Genomic DNA, 24,400 nt, shown 5'->3' with positions numbered 1-24,400 from the left:
TCAGAAGGAAAGGACGGTTTCCGCGCCGATGCCGCGGACGGTACCCTGCGGCTTTGCCGCGGGGTCAGTGCCTGTGCGCGGCGAGAGCCTGATAGACTTGATCCTGCCTGGCGCCAGATGGAACCAGCTGTCGTAGGCCAGAAAGCCCTCTGCCTCGATGGCGACGGACTGGACGAAGCGGTCCGTCGAGAGATCGAGCAGCCAGCCCTCCGCATCCTGCCGCAGCTCCGCCGAAAGCAGCGACGGCGCCATCGCCTTCGCCCGGCCGCGCGGGAAATGGAAGGCTTCGGCCACCGTTCGCCCCTCGCCACCGACCAGCCGGGCGACCGTGACGTCATGGGCGGGCGGGCCGAAGCGGAAGGCGTAGGTCGTATCGAAGAAGGCACCGAACAGATCGGTCGCCATCAGCGTCAGGGCGGAATGTGGGGCAAGTACCATGTCGCGCTTGCCGGAGACGACGGTCTGCCGGCCGTGGCGCAGGCAGGCGAGCTCCAGTGTCAGTTGCTGTTCGTGGGCGCTGTCGTTGCGCACATGCACGTCGAGACCGTTCGTGCCCTCGTCTGACAGCGTGACCTGCACGGGGCGGAAAGCGCGACGCAGCGCATGCCAGGCGGATTTCGGCAGGCCCGTCGCATCGACGATGCCCCAGCCGGCACTGGGTAGGAGGTCCTGATAGGTCCAGACCAGCGCGCCGTTACAGGTCGATCGTTCGCGCCGCCATTCGGCAAACGTCGCTTCCATCACCTCGGCGACGGCCGCGCGGGAGAGATCGAGATAGCGCGAAGCGTCCTCGCGGCGCAGACGGGCGGGGTCCTCTTCGTAGAGCAGGCCGAGATAGTGGTCGCGCACGTCCTCGAAATCCCAGGAGGCGCCACGGTCGCGCGGCACACGGGCCTTCCAGCGCGGATCGTGCACGGCGGGAACCGGCAGGTGCGCGTCGAGCGTTTCCTGCTCCGCCACATTGGCGAAGGCAAGGCTTTCGGCGGCAAAGCGCACCTCGGCGCGGCGCGCATCCTCCAGCGGCCGGCAATAGGCGCCGACGCCGTAATAATGCGTAACGCCGGCATTCGGCGAAAAGGGCATGGCGCCGCCGCTGGGCGAATTCTCGACATAGGGTACGTCGGGGCGGTGCGTGGCGACAAGCGCCGGCAGGATGTCGAGCGTCAGCGGTCCGGCCCAGGCCGTTTGCGGCAGGCCGAGCATCGCCGCCTGCTGGTCGATCTCGCTGCCGCCGCAGAGCACGGCGAGCGATGGGGATGCGGCGGTTGCGTCGAGGAATTGCGAAACTTCCTGCTGCACATTCGCGCCGAAGGCCGGATCGTTTGCCGGGTAATCGAAATTGGCAAACTGGAAATCCTGCCAGACGAGGATGCCGAGTTCGTCGCACAGCGCGAAGAAGTCCGGCGTCTCATAGGCCATGGTGCCGCCGATGCGCAGCATGTTCATGTGGGCGTCGGCGGCGAGCTTCAGCAGCGGCTCGTAGCGGTCGCGCGTGCCGGGCAGGTCGACGATATCGGCATTGGTCCAGACCGCGCCTCGGCAGAAGATCTTTGTGCCGTTGACGTGCAGGGCAAAGTCCCGGCCATCTGCGCCGCGGTCGATCTCGATGCGGCGGAAGCCGGTGCGGCCGAGCTTTTGACGCGTGCCGTCCACCAAGAGCCAGATGTCGTGCAGGACCGGCGTCCCATGGGTGCGCGGCCACCAGGCCTCGACGCCGGGGATGGTGAGGCTGGCGCTGAAACTGTGGTCGCCGTTCGGGATCGCTTCGACGGAAACGCCGGCACATTCCACGACCGGTGCGGTCGCACTGTCGAGTGTGAAGCCGATTTCGAGTTGGCCTTTCCCGCTTTCGAGAAGCCGGGCGGAGAGACGGATATCTGAGGGAACAGCGGGCGTCGGCCGTGACAGGCGCACGGGTCGCCAAGGGCCTGCGGCGTGAACCTCCGGGCACCAGCCGGGCATACGGCCGAGCAGAGTGGTGCGAACGAGGCGCATGCCCTGCGGCGTGATCATCTGCGGCCGCCAGCGGGCACGCGGGCCGCGTTTTTCCAGATGCGGTTTCAGCGCACGAAAGCAAAGCGCGAGGTGATCCTTGCCGGTCAGCGCGACGGGAAGCGTGTGGCGCACGAACATGCTGTCGCAGGAGAGCAGAAGCGTACCGTTCCACCAGATCTCGGTGATCGTCGCGAGCCCGTCGAAATGGAGGGTCGCCTCACCCGGCGCTTCGCCCGAGAGGTCGAGCACGTACCAGGCGTCGAGGTGATCGAGCGGTTCGGGCGCCGTGCGGTCGAAGCGGCCGGCGCGTTCGAGAGCGCCGGCGACGGTGCCGGGCACGGGCGCGTCGAGGAGATCGGAAAGGCTTTCCAGCGCGGCGGGGTCGGCGGCGGCATTGGCCGGGGTCAACGCCATACGCCAGCCGGTGGAAAGCGCCTTTCCGGTCTCGGACATTTCGTCTTCCTTCAGTCGATGCGGGTGGCCAAATCAGCCATCAGAGTATCCCACGCCTCGATTGCCGGGTCGAGCGCCGTCGCCAGCGGATCGAATTTCCGGCGCGTCACGGCGCGGGCGAGCTGGAACTGCACCGACTTCGCCGTTTCCGAGATTTTGCGCGCGGCGTCGCCGCCCTCAAGACCGAGCCAGTCGAGATGGCTGCCGGCCAGCTCGAAATTGGCGCCGAGCTGGCGCAGCGTGTTGAAGGCGTATTTGTGGAAGAAGCCGAAAGGACGATCCGCCACCGCCTCGACCTGCTTGGGAAACACCTTCGCGAAGGCCGCGACCGGGTTTTCCACTGGGCGCCGGGCGAAATGGAAGGCGAGCAGGCGTTTTGCTTCACGGCGCAGATGCGCCTCGTCGGGCCGCTTTTCCGGGAATTTGGCGAATTCCGTATAGGGCAGGAAGGGCAGATCGTCGGGGCCGTCGTTCAGATGAAACAGCCCGTCGAAATCCTCGCCTTCCAGCCGGAAGAAGCCGGCATTGTGGAAGTAGTCGAGTTGCTTGTTCTCAAGGTCCAGCCGGTTGATCGCGACCGTCGTCTTGCCGTGCTCCTGACGGTAAGCGACGCCGCGAGTGTCCGGCATGTAGAAACTGTCCATCTCGATAAGGCAGAGACGGCCGCGGGCGATCTGAGTCGCGACGTGGCTTTCCACTGTGTCGAAGATGGCGAGTTCCGTCGCGCGGATGCCGTAGAGCGTTTCGAGGTCTTCCAGCGGCACCTTGAAGAAGGTGAATTGGTCGCCCTCGAAATCCTGGGTCAGCGAAAAGCCGAGCATGGCCTCCGGCGACGTGCCGAAGGCATGCAGCACCTCGATCCAGAGGTCGACGTAGCAATTCGTCTCCGGCCACATGCGCTCCGCGTCGTGCAGGGCATGCGGCCGGTAGGTCTCGGGATTGGCCCCGGCGAAGACGGCAGCCATGTCAGTCCTGATATCCCAGGGTCTTGCGGACATCCGCCGGCCACAGCGCGATATCCATGCCGTGGCGGGCGAAGAGTGCGAGCGCGATGCGTTCCAGGCCGAAGCCGACGCAGGCGGTATGCGCGACATCGCCGTTTTCGAGGTTCAGGCCCCACTTCGCGCCAAAAGCGTCCTGGTGGTAGTTGAAGCTCATGCAGGCCGTCGGCTTGGCGGCCGAGGTGACGGGGATCAGAAGCTCGAACTTCAGGTTCTGGTCGCGCTGGTTGTTGGCCATCATGCGGCCGGCGCGGCCGAAGAACGGGTCGTTGGCAACGTCGATGGTCACGTCGAGGCCGACCTTGGCCATCATTTCGAGGCCACGATCCATCCAGGTCTGGCGGAACTCGGTCACATGCTCCTGCGTGCCCATGCAGACATATTCGCGCATGCGGAACAGCTGCTGACGAGCCGGGTCGTTGGAGGGCTCATGACGGAAGCAGTAGGACTGCAGATCGTAGAGGCCGCCCTTGGCCGGCAGGCGGCCGCGCTTGGCGATCGTCGGGTAGAGCGGATAGCAGGCCGCCGGCGTCAGCACGATGTCGGTCGCCTTCTGGTCCTCGGTCCAGTCGCCGTTCACTTCCATGCATTGAAGCAGGTTCATATGGTCGCCGTCGCCGCCGCAGAAGGCGTGCACGGTGCCGGCGAGCTGCGGGAAGCTCTTCATGTAGCCGGAGGTTTCGAAATGTGCGCGGTTCATGCCGGGCGGGAAGCGCATGGCTTCCGCACCATCGGCGCCGCCGAAGGCATCGATCAGCCGCTCGAAGCGGGCGATCACATCCTCGAAGGCGCCCGAGCGGCCATAAAGGCCTTCGACGCCGGTATCGATGAGCAGACCGGAATCGAAGAGCCGGTCGAGAAGCGAAGTCTGCATATCCATGGTGTCACCCGATCAGGCTGGTGTCTTGCTTGTGAACAAGCAGGAGGTTGGACGTGTTGCCGAGGATGCGGTCGTTGGAGATCATCAGCTGGGCGGAATGCGCATCGCGCAGATGCCGGCCGAGGCTGAACGGCGTGCCGTTCTTGTAGCCCATGATGCCGACGATCAGCATGGCCTGGTTGATGATGGAGAGGATCGTTTCCGAGGAGGCGATCTTCACATTGTTCATCGCAACCGCGAAGCCCATCGAGGAGAGCCGGTCCGGATCCGCCTTGGCCGCTTCGTATTCGCGAAGCCCGGCGATCGTGTTGGACTTGACGAGTTGCAGCAGGTTGGAGGCTTCCGCCAGACGCAGGGCACCGGGCGGTGCGACACCGGGGCTCTTGCGGGCGGCGGCGCGGACGAAAGCCTGGGCGCGGGCGACCGCGTTAACGGCGATGCCGTACCAGACCGCGCTCCACAGCAGGTGCGAGGTGGCGAGCATCGACTGCGCGGCGATCTCGGCGAAGGGTTTGGGAAGAATCTGTTCCTTCGGCGCCTCGCCCTTGAACAGCCAGCCGTCCGAGCAGGTGCCGCGCATGCCGAGCGTATCCCAGACATGGGTCTGCTCCAGCGTGTACTGGTCTTTCGTGAAGACGGTCATGACCTGGTCGGTCGAGGCGGCGTCGGCGTGCGAACGCGAGGTGATGAGGATCGCGTCGGCGTGGGCGCCGTAGGAGATGACGGTGGCGTCCTTCGTCAGGCGGCAGGTGTCGCCGTCGATTTCGATGGCGCAGATGCTGTTGCGCAGGTTGCCGCCGATGCCGCCTTCGGTCGTCGCCGAGGCGAGCAGCAGCTGTTCGTCGGCCACCCGGCGCATGAAGCCGGAATGCCAGGTGTCGCCGGCACCGTGCGAGACGAGGCTCGACAGCTTGATATGGTGCATGGCGAAGACCATGGCGGCCGCCGAGCAACTCTGGCCGAGCAGCGAGCAGACTTCCGCGATCTGCGAAACGGAGGCATCCTCGCCGCCGAGGGCGGCGGGGATCTGGATGGACAACAGCCGTTCGGCGATCATCGCGTCGACGGCTTCCCGCGGGAAGCGGCCCTTGACGTCCACATCGTCGGCATGCGCTGCGGCCACGGCGGAGACGCGCTCGGCGCGTTCCGCAAGGCTCGAACCGACGGTAAGGGTCATTCGGCGGCCTCCGCATTGCCGACGAGGCTCGAAACCGCCCGCGTGATCGCGTCCACGCTCTGGAAGGACTTGCGGTTGAGCAGGTTGTCGGGGAATTCGACGTCGAAGGCTTCCTCGATGCCGAGCATCACCTGCACGGAGGCGAAAGAGGACAGGCCTGCCGCATAGAGATCGGCATCGTCGGCGAGCGTCTCGACCGGAACCGGGAGACCGCCATGTTTGCCCAGGATATCACGGATCTTCTGCTTCATGTTCTTCTCCATCGGTTTCTTGGCCGGCCGGTGGGCTGGCTCGCGGCTTATTCTTCGGAAAAGACATAACCGACGGTTGATAAGATCGGCTGAAGGGACATGGATAAGATTTTGTGAAGCGGCGGCGCAGGGCGGATCAACCTGAAACTCTCCCTTTCCAGACTTTGTGAAGAAAGGCCGAAGAGCGCTGATTCTTCAACGGGTTCGGCGCGGCGTCCCCTGTATCGTCATGGCACGCGCGGGCGTCGTTGGCATTCCGTTAGCCATACTCTGAAAGCGTGTGGGAAAGCCGGTGTTGAGGCTTGAAAAATCAGCTCAGGGAAGGGAGGGGCAGGCGCCGGGTTTTGCGGGCAGGCCGCCGCCGGCGATGAGGGCGGCGAGCTGCGGCCGGTCGCCGTCGGCGGTCGGCTGGATATTGAGCGCTTCCGTTGCCGGCCACCAGTCGCCGCCGGCCCAATAGGTCCAGCCGGTCCAGACGGACTGTTCCTTGTTGACGAGTGCCGTCATGCGGGCCAAGCCGTCGAGGCAGGCCTTGTCGGCGGATCCGCCGAACTCGCCGAGGAAGCCGCGCTTGCCGTTGCGCTTCAGCCAGTCGGTGAACCCTTCAAGGGCCTTCACCGCATCGTCGGGGCGCGCGCAGGTTTCCGCGGTGCCGGAAAAATCGCCGTCGAGATACTGGTGCACCTCGTAGGCATGGTTGTCGGCGGGATCCTTGATGCCGAGCATGACGGTGCCGTTGGCGCCGCCGTCGCGCTCTGCTTCCCAGCTGTGCGCGCCGGTCCAGATCGTGCCGGGCACCAGCACGAGGTTCTTTGCGCCCGTCTCGCGGATGGCGGCGATGGCGGCATTGGCGGAGGCGAGCCATTGCGTCGCCGTCACGTCATAGGGCTCGTTCATCAGGCCGAACTGCACGCCGGCATCGTCCTTGTAATCCTCGGCCAGCCGCTTCCAGAAGTCGGCGAAGGCGCTGTCGGGCACCTTGGCCGAGCCGATCTGGTTGTCGCCGTAATAGGCGTAGTTGTGCGGGTCGAGGATGACGGTCTGGCCTGCGGCGCGCAGCGCCTTCACGGTCTCGGAAAGCCGCTTGCGCTCCGCTTTGTCGAAGCCGCGCTTGAGGCGCGGTTGCAGCCGCTCCCACCGGAAGGGCAGGCGCACGGCGTTGAACCTTTTGCCGGCGAAATAGGCGATCGTCTCGGCGGAGGGATAGGCGTAGTCCTTGCCATAGGTGCCGCGGCCCTTGCCGAACTCGGCGCCAGCCAGATTGACGCCGCGCAGGCAGGCGGCGCCCGCCTCGGCGGGGATCGCAAGCGAGACCATGGCTGCCACCACCAGTTTCGAGAGTGCCGATGCGCGGCCCGAGGATACCATGCCTGTCTCCGTTCCGGGCTTGGCGCTGCCGGACCTGCGTGAAAACAAAGGGGCCGAACGCGTCAGGCGCCGGGACGTTCCGCGAGAAGCCCGTCTGGCGCGCCGTATTTGGTCCCGCCAAGGGTGGCACGATACACGTCTGCGTAGCGATCCGCCACGCGGTCCCAGGAATAGGCTGCCGCCGCGTCCATCGCCGCGCGGCGATAGCCGGCGGGATCGAGCGCCAGCATGGCATGGGCGCCTGCAATGCCGTCGGCGGCCGTGCGCGCGTCGGCAAAATCGCAGAGCCGGATTTCCGGATGGCTGGCGGCGAGGTCCGTATAGGCGACGTTCGGGTGCAGCACCGGCACGAGGCCGGCGCTCATCGCCTCGATGGCGACGAGGCCGAAGCCCTCATATTCGGAGGCCGATGCGAAGAGCGAGGTGTCGCCGATCAGCCCGCGCACAGCCTCGTTGGGAAGGCCGATATGCACAGTGACATTGGCGTCGAGGCCGCGGGCGCGCACCATGCCGGCCAGATCGTCGGCGGAATGGTCGCCGGGCACGCCGGCAATGTCGAGATGCCAGGCCGGGTCGGCGGCGGCGAGCGGCATCATGGCGTCCATCAGCCGGTCGAGGCGTTTGTTCACGGAGAAGCGGCCGACGGTGATCAGCCGGCGACGGGCATCGCGGGCGCCGGCATCGCCGAACTTTTGGGTATCGGCGCCATTGTCGATGCGCACGACACGGCTACCGGCAATCGTCTGGAAGGTGCGGGTATCCTGCGCGCTGCAACCGATGATGCGGCGATAGGCGAGCGCCGAAAGGCGCGTCGTCGTGTTGAACCAGATCGTCTTCAGGCCGGAGAATTTCGCCGTGTGGAAGAAGCCGCCATGGGTTGTGGCGATCAGCGGTTTGCGATGCGCCAGCCAGCCCCAGGCGAGTGCGTCATAGAAGAAATCGATCGCATGCACATGCACGATCGCAGCGTCCGAGAGGTGGCGGAAGACCTGCGGGGCGATCGGGTAGCGCGTGCTGCCGGAATAGGGGATGCGCACGACCTCGACGCCATCGATGATCTCGCGAGTCGGCAAGGTCTTGTCGGGGGCGGAAAACAGCCGGTCTAGCGTGACCACGCGCACGCGAAAACCGCGCGACAGAAGCTGGCGCGACAGCTGCGCTACGACATCCTCCAGCCCGCCGCGGTTCGGGATGTACTGGCGCACGACCTGCACGGCCAGCGGCGCTGAGATAGTCGAGGCGGCAAGGGTGGCAAGGCTCATCGCGGTCATCCGTAGCAAGGGATCGAGCGCCGCAGCCGCTCAAGCGACGACGCTGCCGGGCGACACCATCGCGCCCAATCGCGCCGATCAAGGCGCCTGCGATGTTAAGGCCGCGTTAAGCCGCGCGGCCTTCCGCAAACAGGCTTAAGAGATTGCAACCGCCGCGCGTCTGCGTGGCGATGCTCGTCAGTGCGCCTCGTCCCAGTTCGTCGCGGCGCGCGCATCCACCTTAAGCGGCACCTTCATCGAAAGCGCCGGCATGGAGGCGTTCTCCATGACATCGACGATGACGGGAATGGCCTTTTCGACCTCGCCGTCCTCGACCTCGAAGATCAGTTCGTCATGCACCTGAAGCAGCATGCGGGCCGAGAGCTTTGCCGCGGCCAGCGCCGGCTCCATCTTCACCATGGCGCGGCGGATGATATCGGCGGCGGAACCCTGGATCGGCGCGTTGATCGAGGCGCGTTCGTTGAAGGCGCGCACCGAGGGGTTGGACGACTTGATCTCCGGGTAATGGGCGCGGCGGCCGAAGATGGTTTCGACATAGCCGTGCTCGCGCGCGAAGGCCTTGGTCTGGTCCATGTAGTCCTTGATGCCCGGGAAACGCTCGAAATACTTCTTGATGTAGTCGCCGGCTTCCGACCGCTCGATCGACAATTGGTTGGCGAGGCCGAAGGCCGAAATGCCGTAGATGATGCCGAAATTGATCGCCTTGGCGCGGCGGCGCACCTCCGAGGGCATGCCCTCGACCGGCACGCCGAACATTTCCGACGCCGTCATCGCGTGGATGTCGACGCCATCGGCAAAGGCCTGTTTCAGCTGCGGGATTTCGGCGACATGGGCGAGCACGCGCAGTTCGATCTGGCTGTAGTCGGCCGAAACCAACTTGTTGCCCGGCGTCGAGATGAAAGCCGTACGGATCTTGCGGCCTTCCGCCGTGCGGACCGGAATGTTCTGCAAATTCGGATCGGACGAGGAGAGACGGCCTGTCGTGGTCGAGGCGAGGGCATAGGACGTGTGCACGCGCTTGGTGTCGGGATGGACGAAGCCGGGCAGGGCGTCGGTATAGGTGGATTTCAGCTTGGTGAGCTGGCGCCAGTCGACGATCTTGCGCGGCAGCGGAATGCCCTGGGCGGCCAGATCTTCCAGCACTTGCGCCGAGGTCGACCACTGGCCGGTCTTGGTCTTCGACGCGCCGGGCAGACCCATCTTGCCGAACAGGATGTCGCCGAGCTGTTTCGGCGAGCCGATGTTGAAGCGCTCGCCGGCCAGTTGGTAGATTTCCTCCTCGTAGCCGGCGGCACCCTGCGCCAGCTCGCCCGACAGGCGGGAGAGAACCTGCCGGTCGATGGTGATGCCGCGTTCTTCCATGCGCGCCAGCACCGGCACCAGCGGGCGTTCCAGCCGCTCGTAAACGGTCGTCATGCGGTTTGCCGCAAGGCGCGGTTTCAGCACATGCCAGAGGCGCAGCGTCACGTCGGCGTCTTCGGCGGCATAGGCCGTGGCGCGGGATATATCGACCATGTCGAAGGTCTGCGCTCCCTTGCCGGAACCGGCGACGTCCTTGTAGGCGATCGGCTTGTGGCCGAGCCAGCGTTCCGAGAGCGTATCCATGCCGTGGGTGCCGGCACCGGCATCCAGCGCATAGGACATCAGCATCGTGTCGTCGAAACTCTGCACGGTGATGCCGTGGCGGCGCATGACGAGATAATCGTATTTGAGGTTCTGCGCGACCTTGAGGACCGACGGGTCTTCCAGCAGGCTCTTCAGGCGCTCCAGTGCGGCACGGATCGGGATCTGCCCCTCGGCAAGCCCGCCGCCCAGGAGATCGCCGACGCCGGTCTTGTGGTTGAGCGGCACGTAGCAGGCGCGGATTTTTACGCCCGTCGGGTCCTTGGCATTGTCGGCAATGGCGAGCGAGAAGCCGCAAAGCTCGGCCTGCATGGCATCGAGCGAGGTCGTCTCGGTGTCGAAGGCGACGAGGCCGGTGTCGCGCGCATCGGCGATCCAGCGGTCGAGGGCGGCGAGATCGCGTACCGTCTCATAGGTGGAATGGTCGATGGGGGCTGCGGAAAAACGCTCGGCACGCGACCCTGCGAGCGAGGCGGGTGTCGCGCCATTCGCGCCGGCGGTCGGTAGCAGCGTCGCAGCCGCCTGTGCCGCCGTCTCGTTGCCGTCGAGCACGAGGGCGGGGCCGGCGACGTCGCCCTTGTCGAGATCCGGGCCATGCGCTTCCGCACCCCATTCGACCGGCACATTCGCCGCCTCAATGGCAGCGGCGTCGCAGGCGCAGTCCTCGGCGACACGGCGCGTCAGCGTGGTGAATTCCATGGCCTTCAGGAAGGCGATGAGTCTGGGGCCGTCCTGCGGATGCAGGATCAGCTCGTCCAGCGTCGTGTCGAGCGGCGTGTCGGTCTTCAGCGTGACGAGCTGCCGCGAGAGCAGCACGAGCTCGCGGTTGGCGATGATGTTCTCGCGGCGCTTGACCTGCTTGATCTCCTCGACGCGAGCGAGAAGAGTGTCGAGATCGCCATATTCTTCCAGAAGCTGGGCGGCGGTCTTCGGGCCGATGCCCGGTACGCCGGGCACGTTGTCTGTCGAATCGCCGGTCAGCGATTGCAGGTCGATCATCTTTTCCGGCGGCACGCCCCATTTCTCGATCACTTCGGGAATGGAGATCTGCTTGTCCTTCATGCCGTCATACATCGAGACCCTGTCGGTCACGAGCTGCATCAGGTCCTTGTCGGAGGAGACGATGGTGACATCGGCGCCGTCGGCCTCGGCAAGGCGGGCATAGGTTGCGATCAGGTCGTCGGCCTCGAACCCTTCCTTCTCGATGCAGGGCAGGTTGAAGGCGCGCGTCGCATGACGGATCAGGCCGAACTGCGGGATCAGGTCTTCCGGCGGTGCCGACCGGTTCGCCTTGTACTGGTCGTAGAGTTCGTTGCGGAAGGTCTTCGAGGAATAGTCGAAGATGACCGCGAAATGCGTCGGTGTGACACCCACATCGGTATTGCGGGCATCCTTCAGGAGCTTCCACAGCATGTTGCAGAAACCCGAGACGGCATTGACCGGCAAACCGTCCGATTTGCGGTTAAGCGGCGGGATGGCGTGGAAGGCGCGGAAGATGAAGCCGGAGCCGTCGACGAGGAAGAGATGATCACCTTTTTTCATGGGGTGAATGGATAGCGCGGGCTTCCTCCCGCGTCCATCGTTCATTGCGGCAGGCGAGGGCTTTCAAGGCTCTCGAAAGCCTCACACGAACGTTACCAATTTGTAATTCTGGCGGCGCGTCTTATCCCTTGAAAAGCCACATTCGGACCCACAAATATCTCTCATCGGCACCTGATCAAGCCGCTGTCTGGCATCCCGGCCTGTCCCCCGCCGCGCCAGACAAGGACAAAGGCCTCATCCCCCTCTCCGGGCCTTTGTCCATCTTTCGTGAGAAGCCGCCGCGACGCGCCTCCTGTCGTCGGCGGCTTCCCCTTTTCGGGCGGTTGCACCCCATTTGGGATGATTGCATTGCCTGCGATCCATCATTGCCAGTTGCCGCAAACCGGCATAGCCTCCGCCCATGGATTTTGACCGGAAGGACTCGGCCGCCTACCTCGCCAATCTCATGGCGAAGGGAGCCTCCCGCGCGCTGCAGGCTCGGGCGGATGGCAGCGGCTTGGCGCCCGGCCAGTTCCCGGTCCTGCTGGAGCTGTGGAGCGGCGACGGTCTCACCCAGCGCGAACTTCTCGACAGGCTCGACATCGAACAGGCGACCATGGCCAACACGCTGGCGCGCATGGAGCGCGACGGGCTGATCTCGCGGAAGAAACACCCCAAGGACAAGCGGGCGCAGCTCGTCTATCTCACGACACGCGGCAAGGCATTGCGCGAGACGGCGATGGCGGCGGCCTCGGAAACCGAAGATGCTCTGTTTCAGGGCTTCAGGCGCTTCGAGCGCGAGCTTCTGCTCGAATATATGCGCATGGTGCTTGCCAATCTCGGCCGCGATCCGCGGCTCCAGGACTGAACGTCGATCAGGCCTGACGTCGCACAACCGTCATACGATTTGCCCTCCCCGACACGATCGGTCTAATGTCGCGCCGAACGCCATTTGATTTGCGCGTGGTGTCCACGCAAGGCCTGCCAAACGGCTTGCGCACCATGTTTTAGGGAATTCGCCATGACCAACATCCTGCCCGTCCTCGATCGCGCCAGCGCTGACATTCCAGCGAGCCTCGAACGCCTGTTCGAGCTGGTGCGCATCAAGTCCATCTCCACCGATCCGGCCTTCAAGCCGGAATGCCGCCGGGCGGCCGAATGGCTGGTCACGGAGCTGCGCTCGCTCGGTTTCGATGCGACGGTGCGTGACACGCCCGGCCACCCGATGGTGGTGGCGCATCACGATGGCGCCAGGCCCGATGCGCCGCATGTCCTGTTCTACGGCCATTACGACGTTCAGCCGGTTGATCCCTTGAACCTCTGGGACCACGATCCCTTCGAGCCGGCGGTGCGGGATGCCGGTGAAGGCCGCCGCATCATCACGGGCCGCGGCACCTCGGACGACAAGGGCCAGCTCCTGACCTTCGTCGAAGCCTGCCGTGCCTACAAGGAAACCATGGGCTCGCTGCCCTGCCGCGTCTCCATCCTGTTCGAAGGCGAGGAGGAATCTGGCTCGCCGTCGCTGAAGCCTTTCCTCGAGGCCAATGCCGCCGAACTGACCGCCGATTTCGCGCTGGTCTGCGATACCAGCATGTGGGATGCCGATACGCCGGCGATTTCGGCGGGACTGCGCGGTCTCGTCGGCGAGGAGGTCGTCATCAAGGCGGCTGATCGCGACCTGCATTCCGGCTATTTCGGCGGTGCCGCCGCCAACCCGATCCATATCCTCTCGACCATTCTCGCCGGCCTGCACGACGAGACCGGCCACGTGACACTCGACGGCTTCTACGAGGGCGTCGAGGAAACCCCGACGCAGATCAAGGCGGCCTGGGAAACGCTGGGCAGGACGGCGGAGGGCTTCCTCGGCGAGATCGGCCTGTCGATCCCTTCGGGTGAAAAGGGCCGTTCCGTACTGGAACTCACCTGGGCGCGCCCGACGGCAGAAGTGAACGGTATCACCGGCGGCTATACCGGCGAGGGCTTCAAGACGGTCATCGCCGCCGAAGCCTCGGCAAAGGTCTCCTTCCGCCTCGTCGGCAAGCAGGATCCGGCAAAGATCCGCGACGCCTTCCGTGCCTATGTGCGTGCAAAAATCCCGGCGGATTGCTCGGTGACGTTCCACGCTCATGGCGGCTCGCCGGCCATCCAGCTGCCCTATGATTCGGCCCTGCTGTCCAAGGCGAAGTCGGCTTTGTCCGACGAGTGGCCGAAGCCGGCCGTCGTCATCGGCATGGGCGGCTCCATCCCGATCGTCGGCGATTTCCAGAAGATGCTGGGTATGGAATCCCTGCTCGTCGGCTTTGCGCTTTCGGATGACCGTATCCATTCGCCGAACGAGAAATACGAACTGCGCTCCTTCGAGAAGGGCATCCGCTCCTGGGTGCGCATTCTCTCCGCGCTCGCGGCGCGCTGACCAAGATGTGATGACGATTTGGACCAGCGTTAACCCGATGAAACGGAAATGCTGGTCCACTGACCGAACAAAGGGCCGCGTCGCCGAAGGGCGAATGACAGGACCGGACGGTGGGGACAACGAGATGGCTTTTTACGGGGCGAATGCAGGAAGACCCTGCTGCCCTGGCGGTGGGACGCCGGGCATGCGGGAGAAGGCAGGATGAAGCGGTTGAAGAAATTCTTCTGGCCGCTGATTAGCACTGCTGCCATCATTCTGTCGGTCTATATCCTCTACAAGGACCTTCGGGGCCTGTCGCTCGACGAGTTCATGGCGAGCATCCACGCCATTCCGGTTTCGGGCTGGTTGCTCGCCTGCTGCGCGACGCTCGTCGCCTATGCGGCGCTGGCAGTCTATGACCATCTGGCGCTGGAGCATCTCGGCCACCGCATCTCGTTGTGGTTTATCACCATCACCTCCTTCACCACCTATGCGCTCTCGCACAATATCGGCGCCTCCGTCTTTTCCGGTGCGCTGGTGCGCTACCGGGCCTATACGTCGAAGGGGCTGACGGCTTCGGAGGTCGGTGTTCTCGTCGCCTTCTGCTCGTTCACCTTCGCGCTCGGGACGGTGATGCTGTTCGGGCTTGTGCTGGTGCTTGAGCCGGAAATCGTCGCACGCTTTTCCCATGTCCTGCCGATCGAGGCGGCCTTTTCGACCGGCATTTTCATCCTGGCGCTGGTCGCGCTCTATGTGATCGGCAGCCTTGTCGGCTTCCGGCCGATCAACACGCGCTGGCTGAAGCTCGAATATCCCAAACCCTCGCTGGTCTTCCGCCAGCTTTTCATCGCGCCCATCGAACTGATCGGCGCGGCCGCGATCATCTATTTCGTGCTGCCGGCAGAGGGTAATCCCGGCTTCTTCGTTGTGCTCGGCATCTTCCTCGCCTCCTTCTCGGTCGCCCTGCTGTCACATGCGCCCGGCGGCATCGGCGTTCTGGAACTGGTCTTCATCGCAGGCCTGCCGGACATCGATCCGGCGACGGTTCTGGCGGCCCTTGCAGTCTTCCGGCTGTTCTACCTCATCATTCCGTTCATCATGGCGCTGGTGGTCATTCTGATCTACGAGCGCCAGCGTTTCCTCGCGCGGCTCGGCAGCGGCGAAGACTGATACAACGGATAGTTTTGGTTCATCCCGGGTTCAGTCGAATTCTTTCATGGTGTGATCCGTCTAGTGCACTGTAAAACAGTGATATCAAGGGAGATCGACATGAAGACAACGATCAAGAGCGGCTTTGCCGCTGCCATGGCCGTCGCCATGTTCGCCACGACCTTCGTCTCGGCACCGGCCATCGCCATGCCGCTGGCCAAGGTCGGTGCTGCGCAGACGAGCGATGTCGAACAGGTGCAGTATCGCGAACGCCGCGGCTGGCATGGCGGTCATCGCGGCTACCGGTACCATCGCAATGGCTATCGCCGCCATTCGGATGGCTGGTGGTACCCGCTGGCTGCCTTCGGTGCCGGTGCGATCATCGGCGGGGCGATCGCCAATGACAGCTATGCCGAACCGCGCTACGAGGGCATCAACCCGCGCCACACCGAATGGTGCTATTCGCGCTACCGCTCGTACCGGGCTTACGACAATACGTTCCAGCCCAATTATGGCGGCCGCCGCCAGTGCTACTCGCCTTACTACTAAGGTTTTCGACCGGGCGGCCTTCGTGCCGCCCGATCTCTTTCAAGACACTATTGGAACAGCCGCAGCACGCCCTCGGCATTGGTGTTGGCGATCTGAAGCGTCTGTATGCCTAGCTGCTGCTGGGTTTCCAGAGCCTTGAGCCGGGTCGATTCCTCGTTCATGTCGGCATCGACGAGCCGGCCGATGCCTTGCCCGATGGCGTCGCTCAGATGCTCCAGGAAGGCCGAGGACAGCGAGATGCGGCTCTCCAGTGCTCCGAACATCGAGGCGACCTTCGCCATGCGCTCGGTCATCAGATCGACGACCACGGTCATCTCTTCCAGTTCCTCGCGCGTCGTCTCCGGCGTCAGCGTGATTTCCGGATGGCCGCCATGATTGGCGCCGCTGATCAACACCCAGTCCTGGCTGTAGCCCTGCATGGTGGCAAAGCCGGAATTGGTGATGATGCCGTCGCAGCCGCCATCCGAGACGAGGTAGAAGACCTGGTCCGTGTCGAAGGTGGCGGTCATGTCGAATTTGATATTGGTGATCGAGACCCCGCCGGCTTCGTTGCGCACGAAGGAGGCGGGCAGCGATTTCACGCCGTTCTGCATCGGGTCGGCCGGATCCGTCATATGCAGCCAGTTCTGGCCGGCAAACGAGGCCGAGGAGGCGATCGACCGCAGCTGGTCCTTCAGCTGGTCGAGTTCGGTGTTGATCTTCACTTTATCGACGCCGTCCTCATGGGCGGCCACGAGCTTGGCCTTGACCTGGTGCATCACCTCGATGGCTGAGGACATGCCGGCATAGGCGGTATTGACGATGCTTTCGCTGATGCCGAGCGCATCGGAAACCGCATCCAGCGCCATGCTGTCGGAGCGCATGGTGGTCGCGACGGCCCAATAGGCGGCATTGTCGTCGGCAGTCTGCACGCGAAGGCCGCTGGAAACACGGCCCTGCGCGTCCATCATGCTGGAATTGAGCGCCCGAAGGGTCTGGAGCGCGGAAATCGCGCCCGCATTCGTCAGGATGCTGGTCATATCAAATCATTCAAAAAGGGGATTGTGCCCATCATGGGCCGGGAAGGTCGTGCCGAGTAAGCGGGATTATGGTTAACGAAATCTGAATCACCCAATTTTTACCAAATATCTCAATGGATTAGAGACGTCTTGAATGTGTTTTTCTGAAATGTCCGCGCTTTCGCGGCGGGCGAAGGACCGGTGGAAAGCGTGAAAGCCGGGATGTGGCGTTTGCCATTCCTTAACCACCCCTTAAATCGCCGCATTTAAGGTTCAGGGACCGCAACGTTTTCAAGGGTATATCCGACCGTTCATGGCAGCCAATCGCAAATCCCAGCGCATCGAGCCCTCGTTCCAGGCATCGGGGGGCCGAGACGACGACGAATTTCATGTCGGCGCCGGCGATCGCGTGGCAGGGGGCGGCGGGCGCAAGCCGCGCGGCAAGGTGCAGAAGGCTGAGAAGCCCCATCGCAGCGCAAGCCGCAGGCGTGGTGGCTCGGGTGGCGGTGGCGGCCTTTTCGGCCTCGTGCGCCGGCTCATCTACTGGTGCGTCGTGCTCGGCATCTGGGGCGCCATCGGCGTCGGCGGGCTGGTGCTCTATTACGGCGCGCGCATGCCAAGCGCCACGAGCTGGTCGATCCCCGATCGCCCACCGAACATCAAGATCCTCGCCGTCAGCGGCGATACGATCGCCAATCGCGGCCTGACCGGCGGCGAGGCGCTGTCGCTCGAAAACATGTCGCCCTATATTCCGCAGGCCGTCATCGCCATCGAGGACCGCCGGTTCTACTCGCATTTCGGCATCGACCCGCTCGGTTTGGCTCGCGCCATGCTGACCAACATCACCACCGGCCGCATGGTGCAGGGCGGCTCCACTCTGACGCAGCAGCTGGCGAAGAACATGTTCCTCTCGCCGGATCGCACGCTGGAACGCAAGGTGCAGGAAGTGCTGCTCGCGCTCTGGCTGGAGCACAAATACTCCAAGGACCAGATCCTTGCGATGTATCTGAACCGCGTATTCTTCGGTTCGAATTCCTACGGCGTCGAGGCCGCCTCGCGGCGCTACTTCAACAAGTCGGCGCGCGACGTGAACCTCGGCGAGGCCGCCCTTCTCGCCGGTCTCCTGAAGGCGCCGTCGCGCCTGTCCCCGGCGCGCGACCCGGACGCCGCCGAAGCCCGTGCGCAGGTGGTGCTCGGTGCGATGCGCGAAGAGGGTTTCGTCACCGAAAACGAGATCAAGACCGCCATGTCCCAGACGCCGGCGCGGGCGAAAAGCTACTGGTCGGGCGCGCAGCATTATGCCGCCGACATGGTCATGGCCCAGCTTCCCGGCATGATCGGCGACATCAAGGAAGACCTCGTCATCGACACGACGATCGACCTCGATCTCGAGAAGAAGGCCGACGAGGCGATCACCGCCGTGATGGACAAGGAAGGCGCCAAGCTGAACGCCTCACAGGCCGCCCTCGTCTCCATCGATGGAACCGGCGCGATCCGCGCGCTGGTCGGCGGGCGCGACTATGCGGAAAGCCAGTTCGACCGCGCCTCCAAGGCCAAACGCCAGCCGGGCTCTGCCTTCAAGCCCTTCGTCTATGCGGCGGCATTGGAAGCCGGCCGCTCGCCGCTCTCCATCCGCAACGACGCGCCGGTCCGGATCGGTAAGTGGACGCCGGAAAACTACGACCAGAAATATCGTGGCGAGGTGACGCTGGCCTCAGCACTTGCCAATTCGCTCAACACCATCGCCGCCCAGCTCGTCATGGAAGTTGGGCCGGACGAGGTGATCAAGCTCGCCCGTCGCCTCGGCATCGAATCGGAGATGCAGTCGAACGCCTCCATCGCGCTCGGCACGTCGGAGGTGACGCTGGTGGAACTCACCTCCGCCTATGCACCCTTCATGAACGGGGGCTACAAGGCGACGCCGCACATCATCCGCCGTATTTCCACGGCCGACGGCAAGGTGCTCTACGAAAATACCTACGACAACCCGCCGCGCGTGCTGGCGGAAAATATCGTCGCCCAGATGAACGGCATGATGATGCGCGTCATCACCGAGGGCACCGGCAAGAATGCCCGCGTTCCCGGCTGGCCGGTCGCCGGCAAGTCCGGCACGACCCAGTCGTTCCGTGACGCGCTGTTCGTCGGTTATACCAGCAACCTGACGACCGGCGTCTGGTTCGGCAATGACGACGGCAAGTCGATGAAGAAGGTGACGGGCGGCGGACTGCCGGCAAAGGCCTTCAGCCAGTTCATGATCGCCGCCCATGCCGGCCTGTCGCCTTCGCCGCTCTTCGGCACCGCCAATGGCGGCGGCGACCTGCCGGCGGCCGGCGGTACGGAACCAGCCCCCGAAGGCGACCAGCTCTTCGATATCATCTCGCGCACGCTCGGCACCGACGAACAGCCCGCCGGTAACGGTCAGGCCGTTGCGGTCGACCAGACCGGTTCGGTCCCCCTCGACGACGGCCTCGTGCCGCCTGCCGATGTCGGCGAACAGCGCCAGCCGGTCACGCGGCGCACGACCCTTCTCGACGTTCTCCTGGGCGGCTGATGCTCTTGCCGGCTTGACGCCTGTCAGGAAGGCCCCCACATTGCCGCCGGGGAACATTCATCCGTCTCGGACATGCTGATTTTGCGCGCTTTGCGGCGCGGCAATGTCTTGCAGTCGTCTGGAGGCATCCTTATATACCCCGCAAAGCTTCGGATCCGTTCGATGCTTTCGCTACGACCATACCATTAGGGGCTGCCAACAGAATGCCTGAATGGGTTCCGGCAGTTCGCTTGAAGGAGAGAATGACATGGCTAAAGTAATCGGTATCGACCTCGGGACGACCAATTCCTGCGTATCCGTCATGGACGGCAAGGACGCGAAGGTCATTGAAAATGCCGAAGGCGCGCGCACGACCCCTTCGATCGTCGCCTTCAACGATGATGGCGAGCGCCTGACCGGCCAGCCGGCAAAGCGCCAGGCCGTCACCAACCCGGAAAACACCCTGTTCGCCGTGAAGCGCCTTATCGGCCGCCGCTACGACGACAAGCTCGTCGAGAAGGACAAGGGTCTCGTTCCCTACAAGATCGTCAAGGGCGACAACGGCGACGCCTGGGTCCAGGCCCAGGGCACCGGCTATTCTCCCTCGCAGATTTCCGCGATGATCCTTCAGAAGATGAAGGAAACCGCCGAATCGTATCTCGGCGAAAAGGTCACGCAGGCCGTCATCACGGTTCCCGCCTACTTCAACGACGCGCAGCGCCAGGCAACCAAGGATGCCGGCAAGATCGCGGGTCTCGAAGTCCTGCGCATCATCAACGAGCCGACCGCAGCCGCGCTCGCTTACGGCCTCGACAAGAAGGATGGCAAGACCATCGCCGTTTACGACCTTGGCGGCGGCACGTTCGATATCTCGGTCCTGGAAATCGGCGACGGCGTCTTCGAAGTGAAGTCGACGAACGGCGACACCTTCCTCGGCGGTGAAGACTTCGACATGCGTCTCGTCGAATATCTCGCAGCCGAGTTCAAGAAGGACCAGGGCATCGACCTGAAGAACGACAAGCTCGCTCTGCAGCGCCTCAAGGAAGCTGCCGAAAAGGCCAAGATCGAACTCTCGTCCTCGCAGCAGACCGAAATCAACCTGCCGTTCATCACGGCGGATGCCTCCGGTCCGAAGCACCTGACGATGAAGCTGACCCGCGCCAAGTTCGAGGCTCTGGTTGACGACCTCATCCAGCGCACCGTCGCTCCGTGCAAGGCAGCCCTCAAGGATGCCGGCGTCACGGCGGCCGAGATCGACGAAGTCGTTCTGGTTGGCGGCATGAGCCGCATGCCGAAGGTGCAGGAAGTCGTCAAGCAGCTGTTCGGCAAGGAGCCGCACAAGGGCGTCAACCCGGATGAAGTCGTCGCCATGGGCGCGGCCATCCAGGCCGGCGTTCTGCAGGGCGATGTCAAGGACGTTCTGCTTCTCGACGTGACCCCGCTGTCGCTCGGCATCGAAACGCTGGGCGGCGTCTTCACCCGTCTGATCGAGCGCAACACGACGATCCCGACGAAGAAGTCGCAGACCTTCTCGACCGCCGAGGACAACCAGTCGGCCGTGACCATCCGCGTCTCGCAGGGCGAGCGCGAAATGGCTGCCGACAACAAGCTGCTCGGCCAGTTCGACCTCGTCGGCATTCCGCCGGCCCCGCGCGGCATGCCGCAGATCGAAGTCACCTTCGACATCGACGCCAACGGCATCGTGCAGGTTTCGGCCAAGGACAAGGGCACCGGCAAGGAGCACCAGATCCGCATCCAGGCTTCCGGTGGTCTGTCCGACGCCGACATCGAGAAGATGGTCAAGGATGCCGAAGCCAATGCCGAGAACGACAAGAAGCGCCGTGAGGGCGTCGAGGCGAAGAACCAGGCCGAAAGCCTGATCCACTCCTCGGAAAAGTCGCTCAAGGAATATGGCGACAAGGTCACGGAAGACGACCGCAAGGCCATCGAGACCGCGATCGCCGACCTCAAGACTGCCGTCGAAGCCTCCGAGCCGGATGCCGAAGACATCAAGGCCAAGACCAACACGCTCATGGAAGTCTCCATGAAGCTCGGTCAGGCGATCTATGAGGCCCAGCAGGCCGAAGAGGCCGCTTCCGCAGGTGACGCCGGCGACAACGTCGTCGATGCCGACTACGAGGAAGTCAAGGACGACAAGAAGTCGGCCTAAGCCTCCAGATCAGCCGGCCGCGTTCAACGCGGCCGGCGCAATCGGATAGCAAAAAGGCGGAAGTCAGCGCGAAGGGAACAAGGCCGAGATGATCACCCCCGTTTTCAGCGGTGACGATGTCATGGTCTTTCCTTCGCCCGGCTTCCGCCTTTTGCATGCGTGCTTTTCAGGCACGCAGGCTAAGGCAAGCTTCCAGGTCCATAACAAGAAGACCGTTCCAACGAAACGGACGTGAACCCGAATGGCAAAAGCTGATTTTTACGAGACGCTGGGTGTCTCCAAGACCGCCGACGAGAAGGAGCTGAAGAGCGCCTTCCGCAAAATGGCGATGAAGTATCATCCGGACAAGAATCCGGGCGATGCGTCTGCAGAGCAGAAGTTCAAGGAAGTCAACGAAGCCTACGAGACGCTGAAGGACGCGCAGAAGCGCGCGGCCTATGACCGTTACGGCCACGCCGCCTTCGAACAGGGCGGCATGGGCGGCGGTGGCGGCGGCTTCCAGGGCGGCGGCTTCTCCGACATTTTCGAAGATATCTTCGGCGAGATGATGGGCGGCGGGCGCCAGCGGCGCTCCTCCGGTGGCCGTGAGCGCGGCGGCGACCTTCGCTACAACATGGAAATCTCGCTGGAAGAGGCCTATGCCGGCAAGACCGCGCAAATCCGCGTGCCGACGTCGATCACCTGCGATGTCTGTACCGGAACCGGCGCCAAGCCGGGCACCAGCCCGAAAACCTGCGCGACCTGCCAGGGCTCCGGCCGCGTGCGTGCCGCCCAGGGTTTCTTCTCGATCGAACGCACCTGCCCGACCTGTCACGGTCGCGGCCAGACGATCACCGATCCCTGCACCAAGTGCCACGGCAACGGCCGCGTCACGGAAGAGCGCTCGCTGTCGGTCAACATTCCCGCCGGCATCGAGGACGGCACGCGCATCCGCCTGTCGGGCGAGGGCGAGGCCGGCGTTCGCGGCGGTCCGGCGGGCGATCTCTATATCTTCCTGTCGGTCAAACCGCATGAATTCTACCAGCGCGACGGGGCGGATCTTTACTGCGCCGTGCCGATCTCGATGACGACGGCGGCCCTTGGCGGCACCTTCGACGTCGCGACGCTCGATGGTACGAAGTCGCGCGTCTCGGTGCCGGAGGGCACGCAGGCCGGCAAACAGTTCCGCCTCAAGGGCAAGGGCATGCCGGTGCTGCGCTCCAATCAGGTCGGCGATCTCTATATCCAGATCCAGATCGAGACGCCGCAGAAGCTGACCAAGCGCCAGCGCGAGCTGCTCAAGGAATTCGAGGAAATCTCCTCGAAGGACAACAATCCGGAATCGTCAGGCTTCTTCGCGCGGATGAAGGAATTCTTCGAGGGCTGAGCGCCTTCAAGAGACCAAACAAAGCCGGGGTGGAAACACCCCGGCTTTTTTCATGCCGACCGCAAGAAGAAGTTCGAGAACCGCTTCTGCACGAAGGGGGAGACGATGAAGACCATGGCGAAGACCATGATGGGGGCGATGACGGCCGTGCGCTGCCAGATCGTCCAGCCCTCGGTGAGCGGCAGGACGATATAGAGGATCGTGGTGATCAGCGGATAGACGGGAATGAGCGTGGCGAGCGCCAGGTGCAGCCGGGAAAGCTTGCGGGAGTTGGAGGCGGTGGTCATGGGAGCAACCTTTATAAAACGGAACGTTTCGTTTATATGGAAACGAAACGTTCCGTTCAAGTACCTTTCGTGCTAGAAGGGTAAAAAAGGAAAATCCTATGTCCGACGTCGCCGAAACCACTCCTGCCCGCCGCTCGATCGGCGCCACGCGTAATCCCGAGAGCGAGGCGGCGATCCTCGCCGCGGCCGAAGCGGTGCTCCTGGAAAACGGGCTGAACGGCTTCTCGATCGAGGCGGTGGCCAAGCGCGCGCGGGCCGGCAAGCCGACGATCTACCGCTGGTGGCCCTCACAGGCGGCGCTGCTGCTCGATGTCTATCATTGCCGCAAGCGCACCAGCTTCATCTTCCCCGACACGGGCAACATCCGCGAGGACCTGCGCGCCTATCTGACGGGCATCCTGGCGACGTGGCGGGAGGGCACGGGCGGCGAAGTTTTCCGCTGCGTGGTGGCGAAGGCGCAGGGCGATCGCGATGCGCTGGCCGCCCTTTCGGCCTATATGGCCGACCGTCGCTGCCAGAGCGGCAAGATCATCGAGAAGGCGCAGGCGCGCGGCGAGGTGCGCGCGGATGTGAACCCCATGCTGACCACGGAACTCATCTCCAGCTTCGCCTGGGGCCGGCTGTTGACCGAACGGCTCGACGTGACCGATGCGGAGATCGACGCCGTTGTCGATACGGTGCTATCCGGCATCGCCACGCGGCCAGCAGCATAAATCCTTAGCCGGCTGTGCGTAGAAGGCGCAGCTTGCCGTCGGCATCCACCTCGGACGTGACGCCCTCATAGCTCTTCAAAAGCGGATGGTTGGTCTCGATCGGATGGTGATGCGTCGCCGTCATCACAGCCACATGGGCACCGGCCCCTTCGCCCGCGAGAATGCCGGCCGGCACGTCTTCGAAAACCAGGCAATCGGCCGCGTCGAAGCCGAGGCGCTTGGCGCCGAGGATATAGCCGTCCGGTGCCGGCTTGCCCTTCGTCACGTCGTCCGCTGTCACGATGACCGTCGGCAACGGAATGCCGGTCGCGGCAAGGCGGCGATGGGCTAGCGCCACCGGTGCTGATGTCACGATGCCCCAGCGGCCCATCGGAAGCGCCGAGAGGAATTCGATTGCGCCCGGAATCGGAACGATGCCCTCGACATCCTCCATCTCCGCCCGCTCGACCTCTTTCGCCTCGGCGAGCGGATCGACGCCGGGCAGGCCAAGCCGCGTGATCGTATCGATGCCGCGCACGCCATGCATGGTCGGCAGGAAGGCCGCGACGTCGAGCCCGTGCTTGCGCGCCCAGTTGCTCCAGACGCGCTCGGTCGCCGGAATGGAGTTGATGATCGTGCCGTCCATGTCGAACAGGAAGGCGGAGAAGCTGCGGTCGAAAATGGGACTGGCTGAAAAGGACAAGATGGAACCTGCTGGCCGGGAGGG

At 64.0% G+C, this 24,400-nt stretch carries 19 protein-coding genes; 8 read left to right on the top strand and 11 right to left on the bottom strand.

The window, feature by feature from the left end; all coding sequences use genetic code 11:
- The 8 genes from AC27VQ_RS18155 to polA form a co-directional block, all read right to left on the bottom strand.
- Entirely contained in the window at nucleotides 1–2,448 is a 2,448-nt protein-coding gene (locus tag AC27VQ_RS18155; RefSeq protein ID WP_488717373.1) for a glycoside hydrolase family 2 protein, read from the bottom strand.
- A gap of 11 nt (nucleotides 2,449–2,459) precedes the next feature.
- Entirely contained in the window at nucleotides 2,460–3,413 is a 954-nt protein-coding gene (locus AC27VQ_RS18150; protein ID WP_488717372.1) for a DUF1839 family protein, read from the bottom strand.
- A 1-nt stretch (nucleotide 3,414) separates the two neighbouring features.
- Nucleotides 3,415–4,329, bottom strand: coding sequence for an amino acid--[acyl-carrier-protein] ligase (locus AC27VQ_RS18145; RefSeq protein ID WP_488717371.1), 915 nt, complete (start codon nucleotides 4,327–4,329; stop codon nucleotides 3,415–3,417).
- Nucleotides 4,330–4,333: 4 nt separating this feature from the next.
- A complete protein-coding gene (locus AC27VQ_RS18140) occupies nucleotides 4,334–5,506 on the bottom strand; it encodes an acyl-CoA dehydrogenase family protein (protein ID WP_488717370.1) in 1,173 nt (390 codons plus the stop codon).
- Entirely contained in the window at nucleotides 5,503–5,757 is a 255-nt protein-coding gene (locus AC27VQ_RS18135) for an acyl carrier protein (RefSeq protein WP_117368358.1), read from the bottom strand. Before AC27VQ_RS18135 ends, AC27VQ_RS18140 begins: the two co-directional genes overlap by 4 nt.
- A 315-nt stretch (nucleotides 5,758–6,072) precedes the next feature.
- Nucleotides 6,073–7,125 (bottom strand): glycoside hydrolase family 5 protein, encoded by a 1,053-nt coding sequence (locus tag AC27VQ_RS18130; RefSeq protein WP_488717369.1) that lies wholly within the window; start codon nucleotides 7,123–7,125, stop codon nucleotides 6,073–6,075.
- A 62-nt stretch (nucleotides 7,126–7,187) separates the two neighbouring features.
- Complete coding sequence (locus AC27VQ_RS18125) at nucleotides 7,188–8,387, bottom strand: glycosyltransferase family 4 protein (RefSeq protein WP_488717368.1); 1,200 nt, start codon at nucleotides 8,385–8,387, stop codon at nucleotides 7,188–7,190.
- A 186-nt stretch (nucleotides 8,388–8,573) separates the two neighbouring features.
- Nucleotides 8,574–11,561, bottom strand: coding sequence for a DNA polymerase I (polA, locus tag AC27VQ_RS18120; RefSeq protein WP_488717367.1), 2,988 nt, complete (start codon nucleotides 11,559–11,561; stop codon nucleotides 8,574–8,576).
- Between the two features lie 400 nt (nucleotides 11,562–11,961).
- Between polA and AC27VQ_RS18115 the strand changes: the two genes are divergently transcribed.
- From AC27VQ_RS18115 to AC27VQ_RS18100, 4 genes are all read left to right on the top strand, one after another.
- A complete protein-coding gene (locus AC27VQ_RS18115) occupies nucleotides 11,962–12,408 on the top strand; it encodes a MarR family winged helix-turn-helix transcriptional regulator (protein WP_488717366.1) in 447 nt (148 codons plus the stop codon).
- 153 nt (nucleotides 12,409–12,561) lie between these two features.
- Nucleotides 12,562–13,953, top strand: coding sequence for a M20/M25/M40 family metallo-hydrolase (locus tag AC27VQ_RS18110; protein ID WP_488717365.1), 1,392 nt, complete (start codon nucleotides 12,562–12,564; stop codon nucleotides 13,951–13,953).
- A gap of 201 nt (nucleotides 13,954–14,154) precedes the next feature.
- A complete protein-coding gene (locus AC27VQ_RS18105) occupies nucleotides 14,155–15,102 on the top strand; it encodes a lysylphosphatidylglycerol synthase domain-containing protein (protein ID WP_488717364.1) in 948 nt (315 codons plus the stop codon).
- A 99-nt stretch (nucleotides 15,103–15,201) separates the two neighbouring features.
- Nucleotides 15,202–15,630: a BA14K family protein gene (locus tag AC27VQ_RS18100; RefSeq protein WP_488717363.1), complete on the top strand. Its 429-nt coding sequence runs from the start codon at nucleotides 15,202–15,204 to the stop codon at nucleotides 15,628–15,630.
- Between the two features lie 47 nt (nucleotides 15,631–15,677).
- Here AC27VQ_RS18100 and AC27VQ_RS18095 read toward each other — a convergent pair whose 3' ends face one another.
- Entirely contained in the window at nucleotides 15,678–16,649 is a 972-nt protein-coding gene (locus tag AC27VQ_RS18095) for a flagellin N-terminal helical domain-containing protein (protein WP_488717362.1), read from the bottom strand.
- Between the two features lie 292 nt (nucleotides 16,650–16,941).
- On the opposite strand from AC27VQ_RS18095, the gene AC27VQ_RS18090 reads away from it, so the two are divergent.
- The 3 genes from AC27VQ_RS18090 to dnaJ all read left to right on the top strand — a co-directional run bounded on the left by AC27VQ_RS18090 (nucleotide 16,942) and on the right by dnaJ (nucleotide 22,694).
- On the top strand, nucleotides 16,942–19,179 hold the full coding sequence (locus AC27VQ_RS18090) for a transglycosylase domain-containing protein (RefSeq protein WP_488717361.1): 2,238 nt from the start codon (nucleotides 16,942–16,944) through the stop codon (nucleotides 19,177–19,179).
- A 247-nt stretch (nucleotides 19,180–19,426) separates the two neighbouring features.
- Nucleotides 19,427–21,328 carry a molecular chaperone DnaK gene (dnaK, locus tag AC27VQ_RS18085; protein ID WP_313530977.1) on the top strand — a complete coding sequence of 634 codons (1,902 nt, stop codon included), beginning with the start codon at nucleotides 19,427–19,429 and terminating at the stop codon, nucleotides 21,326–21,328.
- 241 nt (nucleotides 21,329–21,569) lie between these two features.
- Entirely contained in the window at nucleotides 21,570–22,694 is a 1,125-nt protein-coding gene (gene dnaJ, locus AC27VQ_RS18080) for a molecular chaperone DnaJ (RefSeq protein ID WP_488717360.1), read from the top strand.
- 50 nt (nucleotides 22,695–22,744) lie between these two features.
- On the opposite strand, the gene AC27VQ_RS18075 is transcribed toward dnaJ, so the two are convergent.
- Nucleotides 22,745–22,981 (bottom strand): putative antibiotic biosynthesis monooxygenase, encoded by a 237-nt coding sequence (locus tag AC27VQ_RS18075; RefSeq protein WP_313530976.1) that lies wholly within the window; start codon nucleotides 22,979–22,981, stop codon nucleotides 22,745–22,747.
- Nucleotides 22,982–23,079: 98 nt separating this feature from the next.
- Here AC27VQ_RS18075 and AC27VQ_RS18070 point away from each other — a divergent pair, with 98 nt between their 5' ends.
- Nucleotides 23,080–23,694: a TetR/AcrR family transcriptional regulator gene (locus AC27VQ_RS18070; protein ID WP_488717359.1), complete on the top strand. Its 615-nt coding sequence runs from the start codon at nucleotides 23,080–23,082 to the stop codon at nucleotides 23,692–23,694.
- Between the two features lie 4 nt (nucleotides 23,695–23,698).
- Here the strand turns inward: AC27VQ_RS18070 and AC27VQ_RS18065 are convergent, their stop codons facing one another.
- A complete protein-coding gene (locus AC27VQ_RS18065; protein WP_488717358.1) occupies nucleotides 23,699–24,376 on the bottom strand; it encodes an HAD family hydrolase in 678 nt (225 codons plus the stop codon).
- Nucleotides 24,377–24,400 lie beyond the last annotated feature (24 nt).

The organism is Shinella sp. 20P9.1.1 (assembly GCF_057798995.1).
Note: the sequence above shows the minus strand (reverse complement) of the source record. Positions and strands in the feature narration are given on the sequence as shown.

Coding starts and splice junctions, on each gene's coding strand:
- AC27VQ_RS18155 (WP_488717373.1), bottom strand. CDS start 2,448: ATGTCCGAGACCGGAAAGGCGCTTTCCACCGGCTGGCGTATGGCGTTG.
- AC27VQ_RS18150 (WP_488717372.1), bottom strand. CDS start 3,413: ATGGCTGCCGTCTTCGCCGGGGCCAATCCCGAGACCTACCGGCCGCAT.
- AC27VQ_RS18145 (WP_488717371.1), bottom strand. CDS start 4,329: ATGGATATGCAGACTTCGCTTCTCGACCGGCTCTTCGATTCCGGTCTG.
- AC27VQ_RS18140 (WP_488717370.1), bottom strand. CDS start 5,506: ATGACCCTTACCGTCGGTTCGAGCCTTGCGGAACGCGCCGAGCGCGTC.
- AC27VQ_RS18135 (WP_117368358.1), bottom strand. CDS start 5,757: ATGAAGCAGAAGATCCGTGATATCCTGGGCAAACATGGCGGTCTCCCG.
- AC27VQ_RS18130 (WP_488717369.1), bottom strand. CDS start 7,125: ATGGTATCCTCGGGCCGCGCATCGGCACTCTCGAAACTGGTGGTGGCA.
- AC27VQ_RS18125 (WP_488717368.1), bottom strand. CDS start 8,387: ATGAGCCTTGCCACCCTTGCCGCCTCGACTATCTCAGCGCCGCTGGCC.
- polA (WP_488717367.1), bottom strand. CDS start 11,561: ATGAAAAAAGGTGATCATCTCTTCCTCGTCGACGGCTCCGGCTTCATC.
- AC27VQ_RS18115 (WP_488717366.1), top strand. CDS start 11,962: ATGGATTTTGACCGGAAGGACTCGGCCGCCTACCTCGCCAATCTCATG.
- AC27VQ_RS18110 (WP_488717365.1), top strand. CDS start 12,562: ATGACCAACATCCTGCCCGTCCTCGATCGCGCCAGCGCTGACATTCCA.
- AC27VQ_RS18105 (WP_488717364.1), top strand. CDS start 14,155: ATGAAGCGGTTGAAGAAATTCTTCTGGCCGCTGATTAGCACTGCTGCC.
- AC27VQ_RS18100 (WP_488717363.1), top strand. CDS start 15,202: ATGAAGACAACGATCAAGAGCGGCTTTGCCGCTGCCATGGCCGTCGCC.
- AC27VQ_RS18095 (WP_488717362.1), bottom strand. CDS start 16,649: ATGACCAGCATCCTGACGAATGCGGGCGCGATTTCCGCGCTCCAGACC.
- AC27VQ_RS18090 (WP_488717361.1), top strand. CDS start 16,942: ATGGCAGCCAATCGCAAATCCCAGCGCATCGAGCCCTCGTTCCAGGCA.
- dnaK (WP_313530977.1), top strand. CDS start 19,427: ATGGCTAAAGTAATCGGTATCGACCTCGGGACGACCAATTCCTGCGTA.
- dnaJ (WP_488717360.1), top strand. CDS start 21,570: ATGGCAAAAGCTGATTTTTACGAGACGCTGGGTGTCTCCAAGACCGCC.
- AC27VQ_RS18075 (WP_313530976.1), bottom strand. CDS start 22,981: ATGACCACCGCCTCCAACTCCCGCAAGCTTTCCCGGCTGCACCTGGCG.
- AC27VQ_RS18070 (WP_488717359.1), top strand. CDS start 23,080: ATGTCCGACGTCGCCGAAACCACTCCTGCCCGCCGCTCGATCGGCGCC.